This window comes from Zobellia sp. B3R18 (genome assembly GCF_018860715.1).
Lineage (GTDB): Bacteria > Bacteroidota > Bacteroidia > Flavobacteriales > Flavobacteriaceae > Zobellia > Zobellia russellii.
Genome location: NZ_JAHKQG010000011.1, coordinates 993,926 through 1,011,941, shown reverse-complemented (window position 1 = coordinate 1,011,941; position 18,016 = coordinate 993,926). Strand labels below are relative to the sequence as shown.

At 39.9% G+C, this 18,016-nt stretch carries 18 protein-coding genes; 12 read left to right on the top strand and 6 right to left on the bottom strand.

Annotation, left to right across the window (positions count from 1 at the left end; all coding sequences use genetic code 11):
* Positions 1–45 precede the first annotated feature (45 nt).
* From atpH to KO513_RS10755, 10 genes are all read left to right on the top strand, one after another.
* A complete protein-coding gene (gene atpH / locus KO513_RS10800) occupies positions 46–585 on the top strand; it encodes an ATP synthase F1 subunit delta (RefSeq protein ID WP_215436611.1) in 540 nt (179 codons plus the stop codon).
* A 55-nt stretch (positions 586–640) separates the two neighbouring features.
* Complete coding sequence (atpA, locus tag KO513_RS10795) at positions 641–2,221, top strand: F0F1 ATP synthase subunit alpha (RefSeq protein WP_215436608.1); 1,581 nt, start codon at positions 641–643, stop codon at positions 2,219–2,221.
* Positions 2,222–2,313: 92 nt separating this feature from the next.
* Complete coding sequence (gene atpG, locus KO513_RS10790) at positions 2,314–3,174, top strand: ATP synthase F1 subunit gamma (protein WP_215436605.1); 861 nt, start codon at positions 2,314–2,316, stop codon at positions 3,172–3,174.
* A gap of 141 nt (positions 3,175–3,315) precedes the next feature.
* Entirely contained in the window at positions 3,316–3,762 is a 447-nt protein-coding gene (locus KO513_RS10785; protein WP_215913384.1) for a hypothetical protein, read from the top strand.
* An 81-nt stretch (positions 3,763–3,843) separates the two neighbouring features.
* A complete protein-coding gene (locus tag KO513_RS10780; RefSeq protein WP_215914013.1) occupies positions 3,844–5,310 on the top strand; it encodes a lipopolysaccharide biosynthesis protein in 1,467 nt (488 codons plus the stop codon).
* A 76-nt stretch (positions 5,311–5,386) separates the two neighbouring features.
* Positions 5,387–5,821 (top strand): dUTP diphosphatase, encoded by a 435-nt coding sequence (gene dut / locus KO513_RS10775; protein ID WP_215913383.1) that lies wholly within the window; start codon positions 5,387–5,389, stop codon positions 5,819–5,821.
* A 14-nt stretch (positions 5,822–5,835) separates the two neighbouring features.
* Positions 5,836–6,798 (top strand): tetratricopeptide repeat protein, encoded by a 963-nt coding sequence (locus KO513_RS10770; RefSeq protein WP_215913382.1) that lies wholly within the window; start codon positions 5,836–5,838, stop codon positions 6,796–6,798.
* Positions 6,799–6,812: 14 nt separating this feature from the next.
* A complete protein-coding gene (locus KO513_RS10765) occupies positions 6,813–7,607 on the top strand; it encodes a DUF4292 domain-containing protein (protein ID WP_215913381.1) in 795 nt (264 codons plus the stop codon).
* Entirely contained in the window at positions 7,597–8,826 is a 1,230-nt protein-coding gene (locus KO513_RS10760; RefSeq protein ID WP_215913380.1) for a murein hydrolase activator EnvC family protein, read from the top strand. The genes KO513_RS10765 and KO513_RS10760 overlap by 11 nt, the downstream gene beginning before the upstream one ends.
* A 13-nt stretch (positions 8,827–8,839) precedes the next feature.
* Entirely contained in the window at positions 8,840–9,682 is an 843-nt protein-coding gene (locus tag KO513_RS10755) for an aldo/keto reductase (RefSeq protein WP_215913379.1), read from the top strand.
* Positions 9,683–9,689: 7 nt separating this feature from the next.
* Here the strand turns inward: KO513_RS10755 and KO513_RS10750 are convergent, their stop codons facing one another.
* Together KO513_RS10750 and KO513_RS10745 are read right to left on the bottom strand one after the other, a co-directional pair.
* Positions 9,690–10,202 carry an acyl-CoA thioesterase gene (locus KO513_RS10750; RefSeq protein ID WP_215913378.1) on the bottom strand — a complete coding sequence of 171 codons (513 nt, stop codon included), beginning with the start codon at positions 10,200–10,202 and terminating at the stop codon, positions 9,690–9,692.
* Positions 10,203–10,333: 131 nt separating this feature from the next.
* Entirely contained in the window at positions 10,334–11,293 is a 960-nt protein-coding gene (locus tag KO513_RS10745; RefSeq protein ID WP_215913377.1) for an SPOR domain-containing protein, read from the bottom strand.
* A gap of 105 nt (positions 11,294–11,398) precedes the next feature.
* Here KO513_RS10745 and dprA point away from each other — a divergent pair, with 105 nt between their 5' ends.
* A complete protein-coding gene (dprA, locus tag KO513_RS10740; RefSeq protein ID WP_215913376.1) occupies positions 11,399–12,502 on the top strand; it encodes a DNA-processing protein DprA in 1,104 nt (367 codons plus the stop codon).
* Between the two features lie 182 nt (positions 12,503–12,684).
* Here the strand turns inward: dprA and trpS are convergent, their stop codons facing one another.
* Positions 12,685–13,653, bottom strand: a complete 969-nt coding sequence (gene trpS, locus KO513_RS10735) for a tryptophan--tRNA ligase (protein WP_215436579.1) — start codon at positions 13,651–13,653, stop codon at positions 12,685–12,687.
* Positions 13,654–13,725: 72 nt separating this feature from the next.
* On the opposite strand from trpS, the gene KO513_RS10730 reads away from it, so the two are divergent.
* A complete protein-coding gene (locus KO513_RS10730) occupies positions 13,726–14,466 on the top strand; it encodes a lysophospholipid acyltransferase family protein (protein WP_215913375.1) in 741 nt (246 codons plus the stop codon).
* A gap of 13 nt (positions 14,467–14,479) precedes the next feature.
* Here KO513_RS10730 and KO513_RS10725 read toward each other — a convergent pair whose 3' ends face one another.
* The 3 genes from KO513_RS10725 to KO513_RS10715 all read right to left on the bottom strand — a co-directional run bounded on the left by KO513_RS10725 (position 14,480) and on the right by KO513_RS10715 (position 18,014).
* On the bottom strand, positions 14,480–15,400 hold the full coding sequence (locus tag KO513_RS10725) for a YeiH family protein (protein ID WP_215913374.1): 921 nt from the start codon (positions 15,398–15,400) through the stop codon (positions 14,480–14,482).
* A gap of 77 nt (positions 15,401–15,477) precedes the next feature.
* A complete protein-coding gene (locus KO513_RS10720) occupies positions 15,478–16,362 on the bottom strand; it encodes a LysR substrate-binding domain-containing protein (protein ID WP_215913373.1) in 885 nt (294 codons plus the stop codon).
* 53 nt (positions 16,363–16,415) lie between these two features.
* Positions 16,416–18,014 (bottom strand): outer membrane beta-barrel protein, encoded by a 1,599-nt coding sequence (locus KO513_RS10715; RefSeq protein WP_215913372.1) that lies wholly within the window; start codon positions 18,012–18,014, stop codon positions 16,416–16,418.
* Positions 18,015–18,016 lie beyond the last annotated feature (2 nt).

Below are 18,016 nucleotides of genomic sequence, written 5' to 3'. Positions count from 1 at the left end.
GTGCCAATGGTTTTTGCGCAACAGGACAATAAAACAAAATAAAAGATGAGCGATTCTAGAGCAGCAATACGTTACGCAAAGGCAGTCTTGGACCTAGCAGTTCAAAACAAGGCTACGAGTGCAGTTGAGAAAGACATGCGTTCGGTTGTGGCAACTATTGCCGATAGTAAGGAGTTGAGAGCAATGTTGGCCAGTCCCGTAGTAAATGGGGAAACCAAGAAAAAAGCTTTGGCCGCTGTTTTTGAAGGCAGTGATCAAATTACCCTTGGTGTAATCAATACGCTTGCTGCGAACAAAAGAATATCTATTTTAAACGAGGTTGCTTTAAAGTATATTATTCTTAATGAAGATTTGAAAGGAGAAGGAGTGGCTTACGTTACTACCGCTGTGCCGTTAAGCGCAGACCTTGAAAAGAAAGTTCTTAAGCAAATAGCTCAGATAACCGGTAATGCCGTTACCATCGAGAATAAAATTGATGAAAGCATTGTTGGAGGATTTGTATTGCGTGTTGGCGATTTGCAATATGACGCTAGCATTTCAAACAAATTGAATAATATTAAACGAGAGTTTACAAGTAGTTTATAATAATAACAAGGGCTTAGGATGTATTTCTTAAGTTCTAGGTCTTATATCTATAAAAATGGCAGGAGTAAAAGCCGCTGAGGTATCAGCAATTTTAAAGAAACAATTATCAGGATTTGAAGCCACCGCTACATTGGATGAGGTGGGAACTGTACTGCAGGTTGGTGATGGTATCGCCAGAGTCTACGGTCTATCTAATGCCCAGTACGGGGAATTGGTAGAATTCGAAGGCGGCCTTGAAGGTATCGTTCTTAACCTTGAAGAAGATAACGTTGGTGTGGTTCTTTTAGGACATTCCAAATCTATTGGAGAAGGTGCTACGGTAAAACGTACCCAGCGAATTGCTTCTATCAAAGTAGGTGAAGGTATCGTTGGCCGTGTGGTAGATACTTTGGGTAACCCTATAGATGGTAAAGGACCTATTGCTGGTGATACTTATGAGATGCCATTAGAGCGTAAAGCTCCTGGTGTAATCTTTAGAGAGCCGGTAACTGAGCCTATGCAATCTGGTATTAAGGCAATTGATGCAATGATTCCTGTTGGCCGTGGCCAGAGGGAGCTTGTAATTGGTGACCGTCAAACTGGTAAAACTACCGTTTGTATCGATACCATTTTGAACCAAAAAGAATTTTATGATGCTGGTGAGCCGGTATTTTGTATATATGTTGCTATTGGCCAAAAAGCCTCTACTGTTGCTGCCATTGCGCAGACATTAGAAGATAAAGGTGCTATGGCATATACAACTATTGTTGCTGCTAATGCTTCCGATCCTGCACCAATGCAGGTATATGCCCCTTTTGCAGGTGCATCTATCGGTGAGTATTTCCGTGACACAGGTCGTCCAGCTTTGATTATTTATGATGATTTATCAAAGCAAGCGGTTGCGTATCGTGAGGTATCACTTCTTTTAAGAAGACCACCGGGACGTGAGGCTTACCCAGGTGACGTTTTCTACCTTCACTCTAGATTGTTGGAGCGTGCTGCAAAGGTTATCAATGATGATGCAATTGCTAAGAACATGAACGATTTACCTGAGGTGTTGAAGCCTATGGTAAAAGGTGGTGGTTCGCTAACGGCACTTCCTATTATTGAAACACAAGCAGGTGACGTATCGGCATATATTCCTACGAACGTAATTTCTATTACGGACGGACAGATTTTCTTGGAGCAGGATTTATTCAACCAAGGGGTAAGACCGGCAATTAACGTTGGTATCTCTGTATCTCGTGTGGGTGGTAACGCTCAGATCAAATCAATGAAGAAGGTTGCAGGTACATTAAAACTGGATCAAGCTCAGTTCCGTGAATTGGAAGCTTTTGCGAAGTTCGGTTCAGATTTGGATTCTGCTACATTGAACGTTATTGAAAAAGGACGTCGTAACGTAGAGATTCTTAAGCAAGCTCAGAACGACCCTTACACGGTTGAAGATCAGGTAGCCATTATCTATGCAGGTTCTAAGAATTTGTTGCGTGATGTTCCTGTAGAAAAGGTTAAGGAGTTCGAAAGAGATTATTTGGAATTCTTGAATGCAAAACACAGAGATGTGTTGGATACCTTAAAGTCCGGTAAACTTACTGATGAAGTAACGGATACGTTGACTACGGTAGCTAAAGACCTTTCGGGTAAATATAGAAACTAGTACTAAGTACAGAGTATTGGGTGGAAGTAACCATTAAAGGGTAAAACCATAGCTTGGATGCGGCCCACTCACTACTAAATACTATTTAAAGAATGGCAAACTTAAAGGAAATACGAAACAGAATATCGTCGGTATCATCAACGATGCAGATTACCAGTGCCATGAAAATGGTATCTGCCGCAAAGTTGAAGAAAGCACAGGATGCCATTACTGCAATGCGACCTTATGCCGATAAGCTTACGGAGCTGTTGCAAGGTTTAAGTGCTAGCTTGGATTCTGATTCTGGTAGTGTATATGCTGATAATAGAGAAGTAAAAAAGGTATTGGTGGTTGCTATAACTTCAAACAGAGGTTTGGCCGGTGCTTTTAATTCTAACATCTTAAAGCAATGTACTATTTTGCTTAATGAAAAGTATGCTGGCAAGCAGGTAGATTTTGTAGCCATTGGTAAAAAAGCCAATGATTTCTTGGTAAAGCGTTCAAAGGTAATAGCAAATCATAGCAGTCTTTATGATGATTTGACTTTTGACAATGTATCTGCCATTGCCGAAGATTTAATGGAGCAATTCACTTCAGGTAATTATGACCGTATAGACATCGTTTACAATAAATTTAAAAATGCTGCTACACAGATTGTAATGACGGAGCAATTCTTGCCTATCGTGCCTATGGCCGGGGCAGATAACCTGAGCACTGATTATGTTTTTGAGCCTTCAAAAATAGAAATTGTTGAGCAGTTGATTCCTAAGTCGTTAAAAACACAATTGTACAAAGGTATCCGAGATTCTTTTGCCAGTGAACATGGTGCTCGTATGACGGCAATGCATAAAGCAACGGATAACGCAACCGAATTGAGAGATCAATTGAAGTTGTCTTACAACCAAGCAAGGCAAGCGGCAATTACCAACGAAATCTTGGAGATTGTTGGTGGTGCGGAAGCGTTGAACAACTAATAAAATATATCAGCTTTGACTTAGTCATTGTAGATACGTATAGAATAGAAAACCCCACAGCAATGTGGGGTTTCTTTTTTTAGGATAGTCCCTGAGCATGCTTTATGCGTATGTATTGCCAAATACAATAAGATAACTATCATGAAAAAATACATCTATATTTTAGGATTAAGCTTATTTATCCTTTCGGGTTGTGGGTCTACCAAGAAATTAGAAACCACGGCACCTTTTAGCTTAGGAGAAGCCTACGCTCAAAAATGGTCCATAAGTCAATCCCCAAAAGATGGCGGTTACGAGATAGTGGTTTCCGTGCTAAGTTTGGAGAACGATAATGCCAACTTAAAGAACGTCTACTATAATGGGAAAATGGCTCCTATTTCTATTGAATTAACGGATAAGGGCATTATAGGTATTGCAGAATTTGGAGCGGTTGTTGAAAGTCCTGAGGAATTTCCTTTTGATTTAACAGAGACACAAGCGGTCATTAGTTATGTGCATAAGGAAAAGGTTAAATACTACCAAATCAACGGAATTCAACAGAACCTTCCCATTTCATATTCTAGTTTGGAAGAAAAAGAGGCCCGCTAGAAAAAAGAAAGATGGCGGGAGATTAACTTCACTTTGCTACATGCCTTTAAATAGGTACTTTTGGATTTAAATACAGCACTATTGAATCCGCTTAAAAAATTGTTCAAGCAAACGGCTATCTACGGTCTGGCCACTGTATTGCCCAGAATGATTTCTTTCTTTTTGGTAAGGGTGCATACAGATGCTATGCCCCCGGAGATATATGGTGAGCTAGCCGTTATCTTTGCATATTTTGCAATGTTCAACGTGGTACTGGCCTACGGAATGGAAACTGCTTTTTTTAGATTCTACTCCAAGTCCGCTGATAAGGAAACGGTAATATCTACTTCTCTAACTTCTATTTTGGGATCCACCATGCTTTTTATGGTGTTCTCGTTACTTTTTCAGGACGGTATGGCAAGTATGCTCAATATTGATCCTAAATACATAAAGTACGTTATTTTTATTCTGTCTTTGGATGCCTTGGTCATTATACCCTTTGCCTGGTTGCGTGCCAATGAACTGCCCTTGCGATATGCGGTGGTCAAGATTTTAAATGTAGTTATCAATTTTGGTCTTACGCTACTTTTTCTTTTGATACTACCAAAAGTTGCCGAGACCAGTCCGGAAAGCTTTTTAGCAACGCTTTATAAGCCTAATTTTCAAATTTCATACATAATCATTGCAAATCTGGTAGCTAGCGCCGTGACGCTTCTATTGATGCTAAAACCTTATTTAATTAGTAAATACACTTTTGATAAGAAGCTCTGGAAAGAAATGATGAAATATGCTATTCCGGTTTTAATTGCAGGTGTGGCTTTTACCATAAACGAAGTTTTTGATAGGGTAATGTTGGAAGCGCTTTTACCCCAGGATATTGCCAATAAAGAAGTGGGTATGTACAATGCCTGTGTAAAGCTTGCCTTGTTTATGACTTTGTTCTCTACAGCGTTCCGTATGGGAATTGAACCTTTCTTTTTTAGTCATGCGGGTACGGAGAATCCTCAAAAGGCGTATGCGCAGATAACCAACTACTTTGTAGTTTTGGGTAGTGTTATACTTTTGGGTGTGGTAGTCTTTGCCGATGTTCTTAAGGTGCTTTTTGTGAAGAATCCGGCCTATTGGGAAGCCATGTCCGTTGTGCCCATTATTTTGCTGGCCAGTTTCTTTTTGGGTATTTATCACAACCTATCGGTCTGGTACAAGGTAACGGATAAAACCCGTTATGGTGCACTCATATCGGTGTTCGGGGCATTTATAACTATCGGTATAAATTATTTTTTCATCCCATATATTGGTTATATGGCCAGTGCCATTGCTACGGTTATGGCTTATGGTAGTATGATGGTGCTTTCGTATTACCTTGGTAAATCGCGGTATCCCGTTCCCTATAACTTTAGAAAAATACTTTTTTATTTAGGGGTTTCCATTCTTTTTTCCGTGCTGTCTTTTTATGTTTTCAATAGGAACTTAATTATTGGAGGTATCTTACTTTTGTTATACCTAGGTTTGGTATACAAACTTGAAAACGATAAGTTGAAACAGATTTTTCTTAGACAGAAAAGTTAACGAAGTAATAGAGACGGCCTAACCCAATAATCGTTGGCCAAAATCAAATGGAACATTTTACAATTAACGCAATACTATGGAAATAAAGATTATCAATAAATCACAACATAAGCTTCCGCATTATGAAACGGGTGCGTCTGCGGGAATGGATCTTAGGGCCAATATTACCGAGACGGTAACGTTACAACCTTTGGAGCGTGCTATTATTAAAACAGGACTGTTCATAGAGCTTCCGGTTGGTTTCGAAGCGCAGGTGAGACCTAGAAGCGGTCTTGCTGCAAAAAAGGGCATTACGGTTCTAAATGCGCCCGGTACGGTAGATGCGGATTATCGTGGAGAGATTGGTGTAATTTTGGTAAACTTGTCCAATGAAAGTTTTGCTATCGAAAACGGGGAGCGTATTGCCCAACTGGTTATAGCCAAACACGAACGCGCGGATTGGATAGAGGTTAACGAACTTTCCGAAACTTCAAGAGGTGAGGGTGGTTTTGGTAGTACGGGTGTAAAGTAGTTAATTCTATAGCAATGAAAGGTAGATGTTGTAAGAAGAGAGTAAGTCGGGTTATATCCACTTTCTTCGGGGGATTTTTTCTTGTCGCCCTATCTACCTATGCCCAAGAGTCGCCTAATATTGATGAAACACAAAGTGCAGAGCTTTTTCTGGAGGACTATTCGGATGATTTTCAGGACAAATTTTTTGATGCCCTAAAGCAAAAGGGTATTGAAAATTACGATAGGGCGATCAACCTTATGCTCCAATGCAAACAATTGGATGAAAATAATACTGTCGTAGACCATGAACTGGCACAATTGTACCTAAAGGAAAAACAATATCCGGTTGCGGAAACATATGCTTTAACGGCGCTATTGGCAGAACCTGGTAATTTATGGTATACCAATACGTATGTAGAGATATTGCAAAAACAGCAGAAATCCGTTGAGAACAATAAAGAGCAGTTGCCTTTTGATGAACCCAAGTTCAAGGAAAATTTGGCTTTGGTATATTTTAGAAAAGGAAGGGCAAAAGCAGCAAAATCTATTCTGGAACAGACTCCAAAATCTAGCTTTACGCAACAACTATCCGTAAAAGTAGATGATTTAATAGAATCGCAACAGGCGGCTATTACCAGTAGTTCCTTTTCTGCTACCAACGTAAACAGGTCGGAATCAGGTTCCGTTGAACAGTACAAGGCCCGTATTCAGGGTATGCTCAGAACCAACAATTATTTATCTCTAGATCAAGTTGCCGCAGAGGCTTTGGAAAGTTACCCTTCGCAACCCTATTTTTATTATGCCCAAGGTTATGCCTATAATAAAAAGGGCAAACCACGCGATGCTATTGAGGTATTGGAAACCGGACTGGATTATTTTGTAGGTGATATTGCATTGGCCAATAAGTTTTATCAAGAACTGGCAGATGCTTATAATTCCATTAACAATTCAGTCAAGGCAAATATGTATCTTCGTAAGATAAAACCCGGGTTTTAAACTTTACAAAGATTATGGCTTTACCCTTACGAATGGCCCTGCGTTTAACGGCGTTGGTCTCACTTTCTTTTTTTATTTCTTGTAAATCTACCAAGGTTATGGCCGATGGTAAGGTTGATGGCAATCTTTCGGCGAAAGCTATTGTTAAGAACCATTATGCGAATACAACCAATTTTAATACGCTAAGCGGGAAAATGCGAATAGATTATTCCGATGGCGAATCGTCTCAAGGGGTTTCAGTTAGCTTGCGAATGGAAAAGGATAAGGCTATTTGGATGAGTGCTCCACTTGGCATGGTAAAGGCATATATAACGCCGGGCAGGGTATCCTTTTATAACAAATTGCAGAACGAGTATTTTGATGGAGATTTTGCCTATCTGAGTAAGTTTCTTGGAACAGAACTGGATTTTGAGCAGGTACAAAATCTGCTAATGGGCCAGGCGCTTTTTAATTTAAGGGAGGGAAAGTATGATGCATCTATTGTAAATGGGGATTATCAATTGAAACCTAAAAAAGCAATGGAACTCTTTAAGGTGATGTTTCAAGTAGAGCCCAAGAATTTTAAGATGGCTGCGCAACAACTCTCTCAGCCTCTAAAGAAGCGTTTGTTACAAATAAACTATACGGATTATCAGAAAATTGACAAGTATATTCTTCCGCAACGTATTGCCGTTGCTGCTATTGAAGGTGAGGACCGCAATACGGTTGATATAGAATACAAAAATATAGAGTTTGATCAACCTATGAATTTTCCTTATAAAATACCAAAAGGTTTTAAAGAAATTACACTTACTGACGATGCGCGGTAATACCCATTATATTGCAATTTTCTTTTTTTTCTATCTCTTGGGATGGAACCCCGTTTTTGCTCAAAACGAAGAGCAGGAAGCGCTGGAAGCCAAGCGAGAGCAGTTGCAAAAAGAGATAGAACAAATCAACTATTTACTGTTTGACCAAAAGAAGAAAAAGGGTACGGTCTTAGATCAGATGGAGGCCTTGGACAACAAAATAAAAGTGCGTCAAGAGCTGATTAATGTGACCACGAAACAGTCCAACATTCTAAACCGAAAAATAAATGCCAACATAAAGGTCATTTCCGGTTTAAGGAAGGAATTGGATGAGCTTAAGGATGATTATGCTATGATGATCCAAAAGGGCTACCAAAGCAAAATTCAACAGAGCAAATTAATGTTTTTGCTGTCATCGGATGATTTTTATCAAGCCTTTAAGCGCATACAGTACATAAAACAATACACGGAATTTAGACGTAAACAGGGGGAGAAAATTGTTGTTAAGACCGAAGAACTTAGTAAGTTGAATCAGGGGCTAAGCGCGCAACGAAAGGAAAAGGACCGTTTAGTGGCCCAAAACCTCAAAGCCAAAAGGGCAATGACCCAAGAAAAAGAGGATCATCAGGCACTACTGGGAACGATACGTAAGAGCGAAACCAAATTTGCCGCACAAATTAGGGACAAGCAAAATCAGGCCAAAGAAATTGACCGTCAGATCGAGCGTCTCATTCGTGAGGCCATAGCGGCATCCAATAAGGACGCCAACAAAAAAAGTAACGACCCAAGCAAGTTCCTATTAACTCCGGAAGCGGCTATCGTAGCCAATAGCTTTACGGCAAATAAGGGCAGATTGATTTGGCCTGTTGAAAAAGGGTTCAAAAGCCAAGGTTTTGGGGTGTATGCAGATGCTATTTATCCTGGAATTAAACATCAGAGTAACGGTGTGGTCATTACCACGGACCAAGGGGCAAAGGCACGGGCTATTTTTAGAGGAGAGGTCATTGCCATACTTTCCATTCCGGGTGGTAATAAGGCTGTGCAATTAAAACATGGTAATTTTATCAGTACGTATTATAATCTCTCGGTCCTTTACGTAAAAAAGGGTGATAGAGTGGAAGCAAAGACGGAGCTCGGAGAAATTTATACCAATCGGTCTAACGGTCAAACAAAATTGAAATTTTATTTACATCAAAACACTTCCAAGTTAAATCCTGAGGAGTGGGTGTACCAATTATAAACTTAAGAATGCTATGAAGAAGATAACAGACTTACAGGGAACATTTACGTTAAACAATAAAGTAGAAATGCCATACCTTGGTTTGGGCACGTACCAAGCGGATAATGAGCAAGAGGTAATAGATGCTGTTAAGAATGCATTGAATGGTGGTTACAGACATATAGATACGGCTTCGGCCTATAAAAATGAAGAAGGAGTAGGTAAGGGTGTTCAGGAGAGCAATGTGGCCCGTGAAGAGGTGTTTTTGGTCTCTAAACTATGGAATGCGGACCAAGGTTATGAAAGCACCTTAAAAGCCTTTGAGGAGAGCCTAGAGCGTTTGGGTGTAGATTATTTGGATCTATATTTGATTCACTGGCCGGTTGCCGGAAAATATAAGGATACTTGGCGTGCCATGGAAAAGCTATATCGCGAAAAACGGATTAGGGCCATTGGAGTCAGTAATTTTTTGCAGCACCATTTAGAAGATTTATTGGAAACTGCAGAAATTGTTCCAACGGTAAACCAAATGGAGTTCCATCCCTACTTGGTTCAACAGGATTTAATAGATTTCTGTAACGATAAGGGAATTCAGTACGAATCTTGGTCACCTTTTATGCAGGGAAAAGTTTTTGAAGGGCATTCCAATAATTTTGATCCACTTACTGCTAAATACAACAAATCTATTGCACAGATTATATTGCGCTACAATTTGCAGAAGGGCATTGTTGCCATTCCAAAATCTGTACATGAAAACAGAATCAAGTCCAATGCTGATATTTTCGACTTTGAACTGTCAGAAGCCGATGTAGTTTATCTAGATGGGCTGGATAAAGGTGAACGCAGCGGACCTGATCCCGATAACTTTGATTTCTAACAGAGGATTACTGTGTAAACAAAGCCTTTAGTTCTGTAGCTTCATTAGGCTTCATTTTGCCTGCTAGAACAAGGCTTAGCTGTTTTCTGCGCAGAGCGCCTTCAAAGCGTTCTTGTTCCAGTTTTGTCTCAGGTTCTAACGGAGGAACAACAGTAGGTCTTCCGGTATCATCTACTGCTACAAAGGTATAGATGGCTTCATTGGCCTTGGATTTTTCGCCGGTAAAACGGTCTTCCATCCAAACATCAATATACACTTCCATAGAAGTTTTAAAAGCACGTGAAACGGCCGCTTCTACTGTAAGTACACTTCCAACGGGTACAGATTGATTAAATGCCACATGGTTTACAGATGCGGTAACGGTAATGCGGCGGCTGTGGCGGCGTGCAGAAATACTAGCGGCACGGTCCATTCGAGCCAAAAGCTCACCTCCAAATAGGTTGTTTAAGGGGTTGGTCTCACTAGGGAGTACCATATCGGTCATTACGGTTCTAGAATCACGGGGATTTTTAGCCTGCATAAATCAATTTTTTGGCAAAGATACCTTTTTTAACGGGCACCAAAGAAGAACCTTTTCTAAGTTGTAAAAGGTAAATTTAAAAGCTTGAAAAATAAGCTTTTTCAAAAAGGATTGATGATACAAAGTTGGTTTTAGTGACCGGATTTTAACCAAGCGTCTTTTTGAGTGCGCTTAATCTCACGTAGTGCTTCCAAGGCTTTGTTAGAGTCCGTAAAACTATCGTAGGCAACCAAATATAGACCAAAAGGATTTGTACCTATATAAGAGGGATTAAAGCCCTTAAGTTTTAATTGCTCTATTTTCTTGTCGGCATTGGTACGGTATCTAAAAGCTCCAGCAATAATATGGTGCATACGCTTTTCCGCCAGCTCCGAAACCGCTTTTTTAGAAGTTTTTAGTGTAATTGTAGGCAATTCCAATGGCTGCGCATCAAAGAAGGTTGCTTCTTGAATACGTTTGGATACCTGTTGTTCCGCTTCTTGACGGGCCAGTTGTTGGTTGTTTTCGTTGGATTTGTAAAATTGGAATCCGGTAACACCTAGCGTTAAAGCAACTAGCGCAACGGCCGCATATTTTAAATAAGGACGGAGCGTAAGCGTTTCACGTTTTTCAGGTGTGAAAGCAAACGGAATTTTTTCTTCAAGCTGAAGAACTTCTTCTTTTAACGCTTCTCGGGTAACCGGAGCGGAAACAAAAGAAGACATACCAAAGGAAGATGTCAGGTAGTTTACATTGCCTGAAGGTTGAAACTGAATCTTATCTTCTGAGCTGTACCATAGCGTTCCAATATCGGCCAATCTTAATTGATTGCCTTTCTTAAGGTCTGCTTTCCATTCACCTACAATTTCGCCTACTTCTTCAAGCATCTGCTCAAAAGAAACATTTTCTGCTTCGGCGGCATAGGAAACTAAAAGTCCGTCATTGGACAATAATTGCTGGTTGAATGAAACCGTTTTTACCGGAGGATAAAAAGTGTTGGTACTTTCATGTATAACAGCAGATTTTTGTTCGGTTAAAAATGCTCCGAAACCTGGCACAACTACACAGTTGTAGCGATACATTAACTCAGATATATAGCGTTCTAATCCCATATAGCGCAAATATGGAAAAAATTAAAAGGGCAGACCAGCCCCTACATAACTTTTTATTAACATTATAAAATGTGTATTTTGTGGATAACTTTGACGCATATATAAATGACTACAGATGAATTGCTTGCAGTATTACGATTGCAAGGTGCCCCTAAAATTGGTGATGTAACTTTAAAAAAACTTATTGCACATTGTGGCAGCGCAACAGCTGTTTTTGAAGAAAAGCGCCAAAATCTTTTAAAAATAGATGGTGTTGGTACGCATGCTTTAAAAGGACTTTACGATGTAGAATACCAAGAGGCCGCAGAGGAGGAGTATGGGTATATTGAGAAAAACAGCATTGGGTTCTCTTATTTTTTGGACGAGGATTACCCCAGTTACCTAAAACACTGTATAGATAGTCCGGTGCTGATCTATAAAAGGGGAAATATCAACTTAGAGAACCGGAAACTCATTAGTATTGTTGGTACGCGTAAAATAACAAGTTACGGCACCGCATTTTGCGAAAAGTTCATTGAAGACTTGGCTCCGTTGAACCCCATAATCGTTAGTGGATTTGCCTATGGCGTGGATATTACTGCTCAAAAGGCTGCCATAAAACATGGTTTGCAAACCATAGGCTGTTTGGCACATGGCCTCAACCAAATGTATCCAAAAACTCATGAGAAATATATTCGTGATGTGGAGAAAAATGGTGGGTTCTACACGGAGTTCAGAAGTACAAGTAATCCTGACCGGGAGAATTTTTTAAAGCGAAACCGGGTTATTGCCGGTATGAGCGAAGCTACTGTAGTTATTGAATCTGCCGAAAAAGGAGGTAGCTTGGTTACCGCAGATATTGCCAACAGCTACAATCGGGATGTGTTTGCCGTACCGGGAAGGGCTCAGGATAAGTACAGCTCTGGGTGCAATAATTTAATAAAACAGCAAAAGGCACATATGCTGACTTCGGCCGCTGATCTGATTTATCTTTTGGGTTGGAATATTGCCGAGAAGGAGCCTCAAACTATTCAAAAGCAACTTTTTGTTGAACTTGAACCAACTGAACAGTCCATTTATGATTATTTGCACAAAAATGGAAAGCAATTGTTAGACAGCATAGCTTTGGAATGCCGGTTGCCTATTTTTAAAGTGTCATCTACCTTATTGAATATGGAAATGAAAGGAGTTATCCGCCCATTGCCCGGAAAACTGTTCGAGGCCATTTAACAAAAATTAAAAAATGATAGAGAAGACTACCGACCGGCTAGTCTGTAAATAGGTTTGATACGAGCTTAAAGTAGGTTTTTAAGGGCTTAATCGATGAAAAACCTCTTGAAAACGAGACAATTTTAGATTTCCTAAATGCGCTATAAAAACAAAACCGACTCTAAAGTCGGTTTTGTTAAAACTTAATACCCCAGTTTTTCCCGTACTCTTTCCAGTACGCCATCGGCAACTTTGCGGGCTTTTTCAGCACCTATGGCCAATGCTTCGTCTACTTCTTTAGTATTGTTCATGTAGTAATCATACTTCTCCCGTGCATCACCAAATTTGTTTACGATTACTTCGTAAAGGGCTTGTTTAGCATGGCCATACCCGTAGTTTCCTGCAAGGTAGTTGGCACTCATTTCTTCAATCTGTTCTTGAGAGGCCAATATTTTATATAAGGCAAAAACGTTGTCGTTAGTCGGGTCCTTTGGTTCTTCCATAGGCGTACTGTCCGTCTGTATGCCCATGATCTGTTTCCTTAGTTTTTTATCGGTCTGAAAAAGATTGATCAGGTTGCCCCTACTCTTACTCATTTTCTCTCCATCGGTACCGGGAATGTACATGGTACTTTCCTGAACCTTACCTTCGGGCAGAACAAAGGTTTCCCCTAGTTGCGCATGAAAACGAGAAGCTACATCACGGGTAATCTCAAGATGCTGCATCTGGTCTTTCCCAACGGGTACAATATTGGCATCGTATAAAAGAATATCCGCAGCCATTAACATAGGGTAGGTAAACAATCCGGCGTTAACATCCTCCAAGCGGTCTGCCTTATCCTTAAACGAATGTGCCAAAGTCAATCTTTGAAACGGAAAAAAGCAACTTAGGTACCAAGAAAGCTCAGTAGTTTGTGGTACATCGCTTTGTCTATAAAAAACAGTTTGGTCTATATCCAAACCAAAAGCCAGCCATGTTGAAGCTATGGCATAGGTGTTTCTACGTAATTCTTCCGCATTTTTAATCTGGGTGAGCGAATGCATATCCGCAATGAACAAAAACGATTCGTTCTTTGGGTCTTGCGCCATTTCTATTGCGGGCATGATTGCGCCTAAGATATTTCCTAGGTGTGGAGTGCCCGTGCTTTGTATTCCTGTTAAGATTCTTGCCATTTGCTTATTTTCAAAGAAGCCCAAAGATAAAAGAAATGCATTATACCTCGTAAAATTGTTACTTTTGATTTTATGCTCGGAATACTCAAAAAAATTGGCTACACCCTGTACCGCATTTGGTTTTACATTTTAGTAGCTCTGCCCATCCTCATATTTTTTCCTTTTTTGTTGCTGACCACGCTTAGCGAGAAGTGGTATCCACAGTTTTTTTGGTTGGCACGGAACCTATGGGCCACCCCAATTTTGTACGGTATGGGTTGTCCACCAAAGGTGATTTTTGAACAGAAGATAGAAAAGCGAAAGAGCTATATGTTGGTGGCGAATCATACCAGTATGTTAGATATTATGTTGATGCTCTACATTAGCAAAAACCCTTTTGTTTTTGTGGGCAAGAAAGAACTGGCGAAGATTCCGCTTTTCGGTTTTTTCTACAAAAGGGTCTGCATTATGGTAGACCGTTCGGATGCCAAGAGTAGAACGGCGGTATATAGACGTGCTCAAAAGAGGTTGGGCCAAGGATTGAGTATCTGTATTTTTCCAGAAGGAGGTGTACCGGATGACGAGCGTATTCTTTTGGACGATTTTAAGGACGGTGCCTTTAGAATGGCCATAGCCCATAAAATACCGGTGGTTCCTATGACCTTTCATGACAATAAAAAGCGATTCTCTTTTTCGTTCTTCAGTGGTGGCCCAGGCCGCACTCGTGCCAAAGTGCACCAATTTTTCGAGACCGATAATCTCTCGGAATCCGATAAATCAAGCTTAAGAGAGAACGTAAGAAAAGTAATTCTAAAAGAACTTCAGTCCCAATAATAGCCTCCCGGATTTAGTACAATATATATGCTAGGGACAAAGCGGAAATGAATATCCAAAGAAGCAATGCCAAAAGCATGGGGCGTACCCCCGTTTTCTTTAAATCCCCAATAGAAATTGTTGAACCTACAAGAAATAAGGTCAATACCAAAAGATGTTTGGAAGTGGCAACTAAAAACCCCGTAGCAGGTGCGGGAATGAGATGATAACTATTGACTATAATGGCCCCTATAAAAAATAGAATGAAGTAGGGCATTTTTACTTTTTCACCTTTAGTTTTAAAAACGAACATAGAAAGAAGGGACAATGGTATAATCCAAAGCATTCTAGAAAGTTTTACCGTTGTGGCTATTCTCAAGGCTTCATCACCATAACCAATGGCCGCACCTACTACAGAGCTGGTGTCATGTATGGCTACAGCACACCAGAGCCCAAATTGATGTTGAGTTAGGTGTAGGGAATGACCAATTGCCGGAAAAACGAACAATGCCACGGAATTCAATAGAAACACAACGGCCAGCGCAATGCTAATAACCCTGCTTTTAGCGTTTATTACAGGAGATATGGCGGCTATGGCACTACCACCGCAAACTGATGTTCCAGAAGTAATGAGATGGCCTAATTTGGTGTCCAGTTTTAAAACCTTTGTGAGTAAAAAACCAAGGCAAACAGTCAGGAGAATTGATAAAAAAGTTAGGGTGAAGCCTTCTTTGCTTGTTGCTAAGGTTTCTTTTAAAAACATACCAAAACCTAGACCCACAACAGATATCTTTAGAAAGGTGTGTATAGCCTTGTGGCAATATGCTTTAAAAGGGTTGTTAAAAAATAGGGTGAATCCAAAACCGAGTAGCAGGGCAGTTGGGCTATTGACCCATCCGCTGAAAACGATAAGTGCTATACCTAAAAATACTGCTTTTGCCATTCTATCTTTCATACCATCATATTTTCTGATGTTACAAAAGTAAGCCCGTTAAATTACTTTTAAGCAATTTAAAATGCTATTTGAAATAACTAAAAGTTATAGTTTTTCCGTGCGAATTTTTGAAAGTAGTCCATTACATTAGATTGGTAACCTGTTCTTGATACAAAATAAAACCAGCGTTCAATGGTAACATTTTTAATGTCGATGATTTTGAGTTTATTGGAAACGAGGTCTTCATTTAACGCATGAACGGAGAGCAATGCAAAAGTGTCAGAATGGTAGAGGTAGTTTTTTATGGCTTCGGTACTGTTAAGGGTTACAATACTGTTTAGCTTTTTAATATGGTGTTCCTTAAGAAAACCGTAGATAATTTCTCGGGTTCCGGAGCCCATTTCACGCTCTATCATGGGGAGTTTTTGCAGTACGTCCGTACTTATGGTGTTTTGTTTAAAAGCACTGTTCTTAACGCTGGTAACCAATACTATTTCATCTTTTATAAACTTTTCATAATGAAGTTTTCTATTGGTGTTGCTGCCTTCGGTTATACCAAAATCTAATTGTTGGTTGAGTATAAACTCCTCAATCTCTTCAGAATTACCGCTTTTAATATCAAAATTGGTGTGTGGGTGCTGTGTTCTGAATTTGGCAATGATTTTTGGCACAATATGGTTTACCAAAGTAGTACTAGCGCCAAAATGAATGGCGTCTGGAATATGTTCCTTTTGATGTAAAAACTGATTTTCAATTTCTGCATGAATCTCCAATATTCTATTGGCGTAAACCAAAAAGGCTTTTCCATCTTCAGTAAGTTCAATGGAGTTTCGCTTTCGCAGAAAAAAGGTGGTTTTGTATTCGTCCTCTATACTGCGGATGGCCTTGGAAACTGCAGGTTGGGATATAAAGAGTTGCTCCGCCGCTTTAGTAAAACTAGAGTGAATGGCTACCGCTTTAAAAATCTGTAGTTTCTGTTTCATCAGTTTAAATAAAAGAATAGTTCCGTTTTAGAAACTGTTTGTACAGCAAGCCTTTAAAATTTAAAATTGAGACCACTGTATACCCCAATCGAAAAAGGCCTAAAATCTCCGGATACATCTGAAAAGGTATTCAGTTGATATTTAAAAACCGGCTCTACATTAAAACGTATTTTTGGTGTGAACTTGTAATTGACACCAAACCCAACATTGGTGCTAAAGTTTACAGAATTTATGTTGTTGGCTTCACCTATTTCTGTAGTTAGTTCGCCAGAAGTTAAGGTCACGGAATTATCTATTAAGAACAGCGAACTAACCCCGCCCAGAATATTTAATCCAAACTTACGGTCAATTAGCGCGTAATCCAACTCCAAAGGTACCTCTAGATATCCAAATTGCTGTGCCATAGTCCCGCTTCGTTGATTGGTGTTGGCGTTGGTCACTTCAAAGGCAAACATGGCATCCGAGTTGGACAAGCTGTTAAAATTACTGTTTTGGCTCGTTACTACTATGTTTTTTGCAGTACTGGCATAATCAATATTCTTTAGTTTGTCAGTTGAAGCTTCTTGCAAGGTAGATGAAAAGCCAACATCGTTGGTGTCGTACCCATAGTCTACTTTATTTATTCCTGAGCGAATACTCAATTTATCGTTTAGGGCATAGGCCACGGTAAGACCGTAACTAAAATTGGTATTACCGGATTTTGAGTTCTCATTAAAAATGGAGTTGACGGGTGAACCTTCGCCAATAGCATTATAGTACACTGGGGCAACATTGGGCCCTGCGGACCAACGGCCTGTTTTTTCTACAGTTGCAATTTCCTCTTTGGCTTCAATCTCATCAAAAATGGATTTCTTTTCCTGGGAAGATTTTTTGGGTAAGTCTGTGTTGCTTTCGGCTATTTCAGTATGTAAAACCGAGTTTTGCGCGTCGCTCTTATTTGTTTCAAGGTTTACAGAACCTTGTTGTTCGGCCTTTGCCAAATCTGTAGATTCCATTTTATCTCTAATGGTAGAACCTGTTTTTTGATTTGTCGGGGAGTTAGCTGTGTCAGGCGAATCAACACCTGTCTCATTACTTACAAGTCTGGAATCAGTAGGGCTTTCATCCTGTTGGTTGGTCTCGTTTTTCGTTTTTAAAGCATCCTTAGTTTTGTTGCTCTGAGCTAACTCTGTGCTTTTAGACGGTGTAACATTCTGATTTTTAAGCGTGCGCTTTTCTACGGTCTGTTCATCTTTTTCTAAGCTTGAACTTTGGGGGTCACCATTTTCTTGAGTGTTGGCATAGGATTCAACATTCTGCTTTTTTTCTGGGTCAATTTTAGCATCGGAAGAAACTACAGTACTTTCCTTTTCGGACGAATCTAAAATAAACTCATTGGTATTTTTTTTGCTATTGTCCGGTAGCTCTTCATTTTCATCAGTATTGGTTATACCGTTGGAATCTATGGTTTGTGGAGAGGTTGGATAGAACGCCAAAAGCGCAATGACCAAAGCTGCAGCTGCACCACCCAGGGTCCACCAGATAGGAATGACCCTTTTCTTTTTCTTCTTGTCCAAAGAAGCCTCAATGGCGTTCCAGACTCTATCGCCCGGAACTTCCTCAAAGTCGCGAAACTTCTCTTGGAACAGATTATCTATATTTTTTTTACTCATTA

Coding starts and splice junctions, on each gene's coding strand:
- atpH (WP_215436611.1), top strand. CDS start 46: ATGAGCGATTCTAGAGCAGCAATACGTTACGCAAAGGCAGTCTTGGAC.
- atpA (WP_215436608.1), top strand. CDS start 641: ATGGCAGGAGTAAAAGCCGCTGAGGTATCAGCAATTTTAAAGAAACAA.
- atpG (WP_215436605.1), top strand. CDS start 2,314: ATGGCAAACTTAAAGGAAATACGAAACAGAATATCGTCGGTATCATCA.
- KO513_RS10785 (WP_215913384.1), top strand. CDS start 3,316: ATGAAAAAATACATCTATATTTTAGGATTAAGCTTATTTATCCTTTCG.
- dut (WP_215913383.1), top strand. CDS start 5,387: ATGGAAATAAAGATTATCAATAAATCACAACATAAGCTTCCGCATTAT.
- KO513_RS10770 (WP_215913382.1), top strand. CDS start 5,836: ATGAAAGGTAGATGTTGTAAGAAGAGAGTAAGTCGGGTTATATCCACT.
- KO513_RS10765 (WP_215913381.1), top strand. CDS start 6,813: ATGGCTTTACCCTTACGAATGGCCCTGCGTTTAACGGCGTTGGTCTCA.
- KO513_RS10760 (WP_215913380.1), top strand. CDS start 7,597: ATGCGCGGTAATACCCATTATATTGCAATTTTCTTTTTTTTCTATCTC.
- KO513_RS10755 (WP_215913379.1), top strand. CDS start 8,840: ATGAAGAAGATAACAGACTTACAGGGAACATTTACGTTAAACAATAAA.
- KO513_RS10750 (WP_215913378.1), bottom strand. CDS start 10,202: ATGCAGGCTAAAAATCCCCGTGATTCTAGAACCGTAATGACCGATATG.
- KO513_RS10745 (WP_215913377.1), bottom strand. CDS start 11,293: ATGGGATTAGAACGCTATATATCTGAGTTAATGTATCGCTACAACTGT.
- dprA (WP_215913376.1), top strand. CDS start 11,399: ATGACTACAGATGAATTGCTTGCAGTATTACGATTGCAAGGTGCCCCT.
- trpS (WP_215436579.1), bottom strand. CDS start 13,653: ATGGCAAGAATCTTAACAGGAATACAAAGCACGGGCACTCCACACCTA.
- KO513_RS10730 (WP_215913375.1), top strand. CDS start 13,726: ATGCTCGGAATACTCAAAAAAATTGGCTACACCCTGTACCGCATTTGG.
- KO513_RS10725 (WP_215913374.1), bottom strand. CDS start 15,400: ATGAAAGATAGAATGGCAAAAGCAGTATTTTTAGGTATAGCACTTATC.
- KO513_RS10720 (WP_215913373.1), bottom strand. CDS start 16,362: ATGAAACAGAAACTACAGATTTTTAAAGCGGTAGCCATTCACTCTAGT.
- KO513_RS10715 (WP_215913372.1), bottom strand. CDS start 18,014: ATGAGTAAAAAAAATATAGATAATCTGTTCCAAGAGAAGTTTCGCGAC.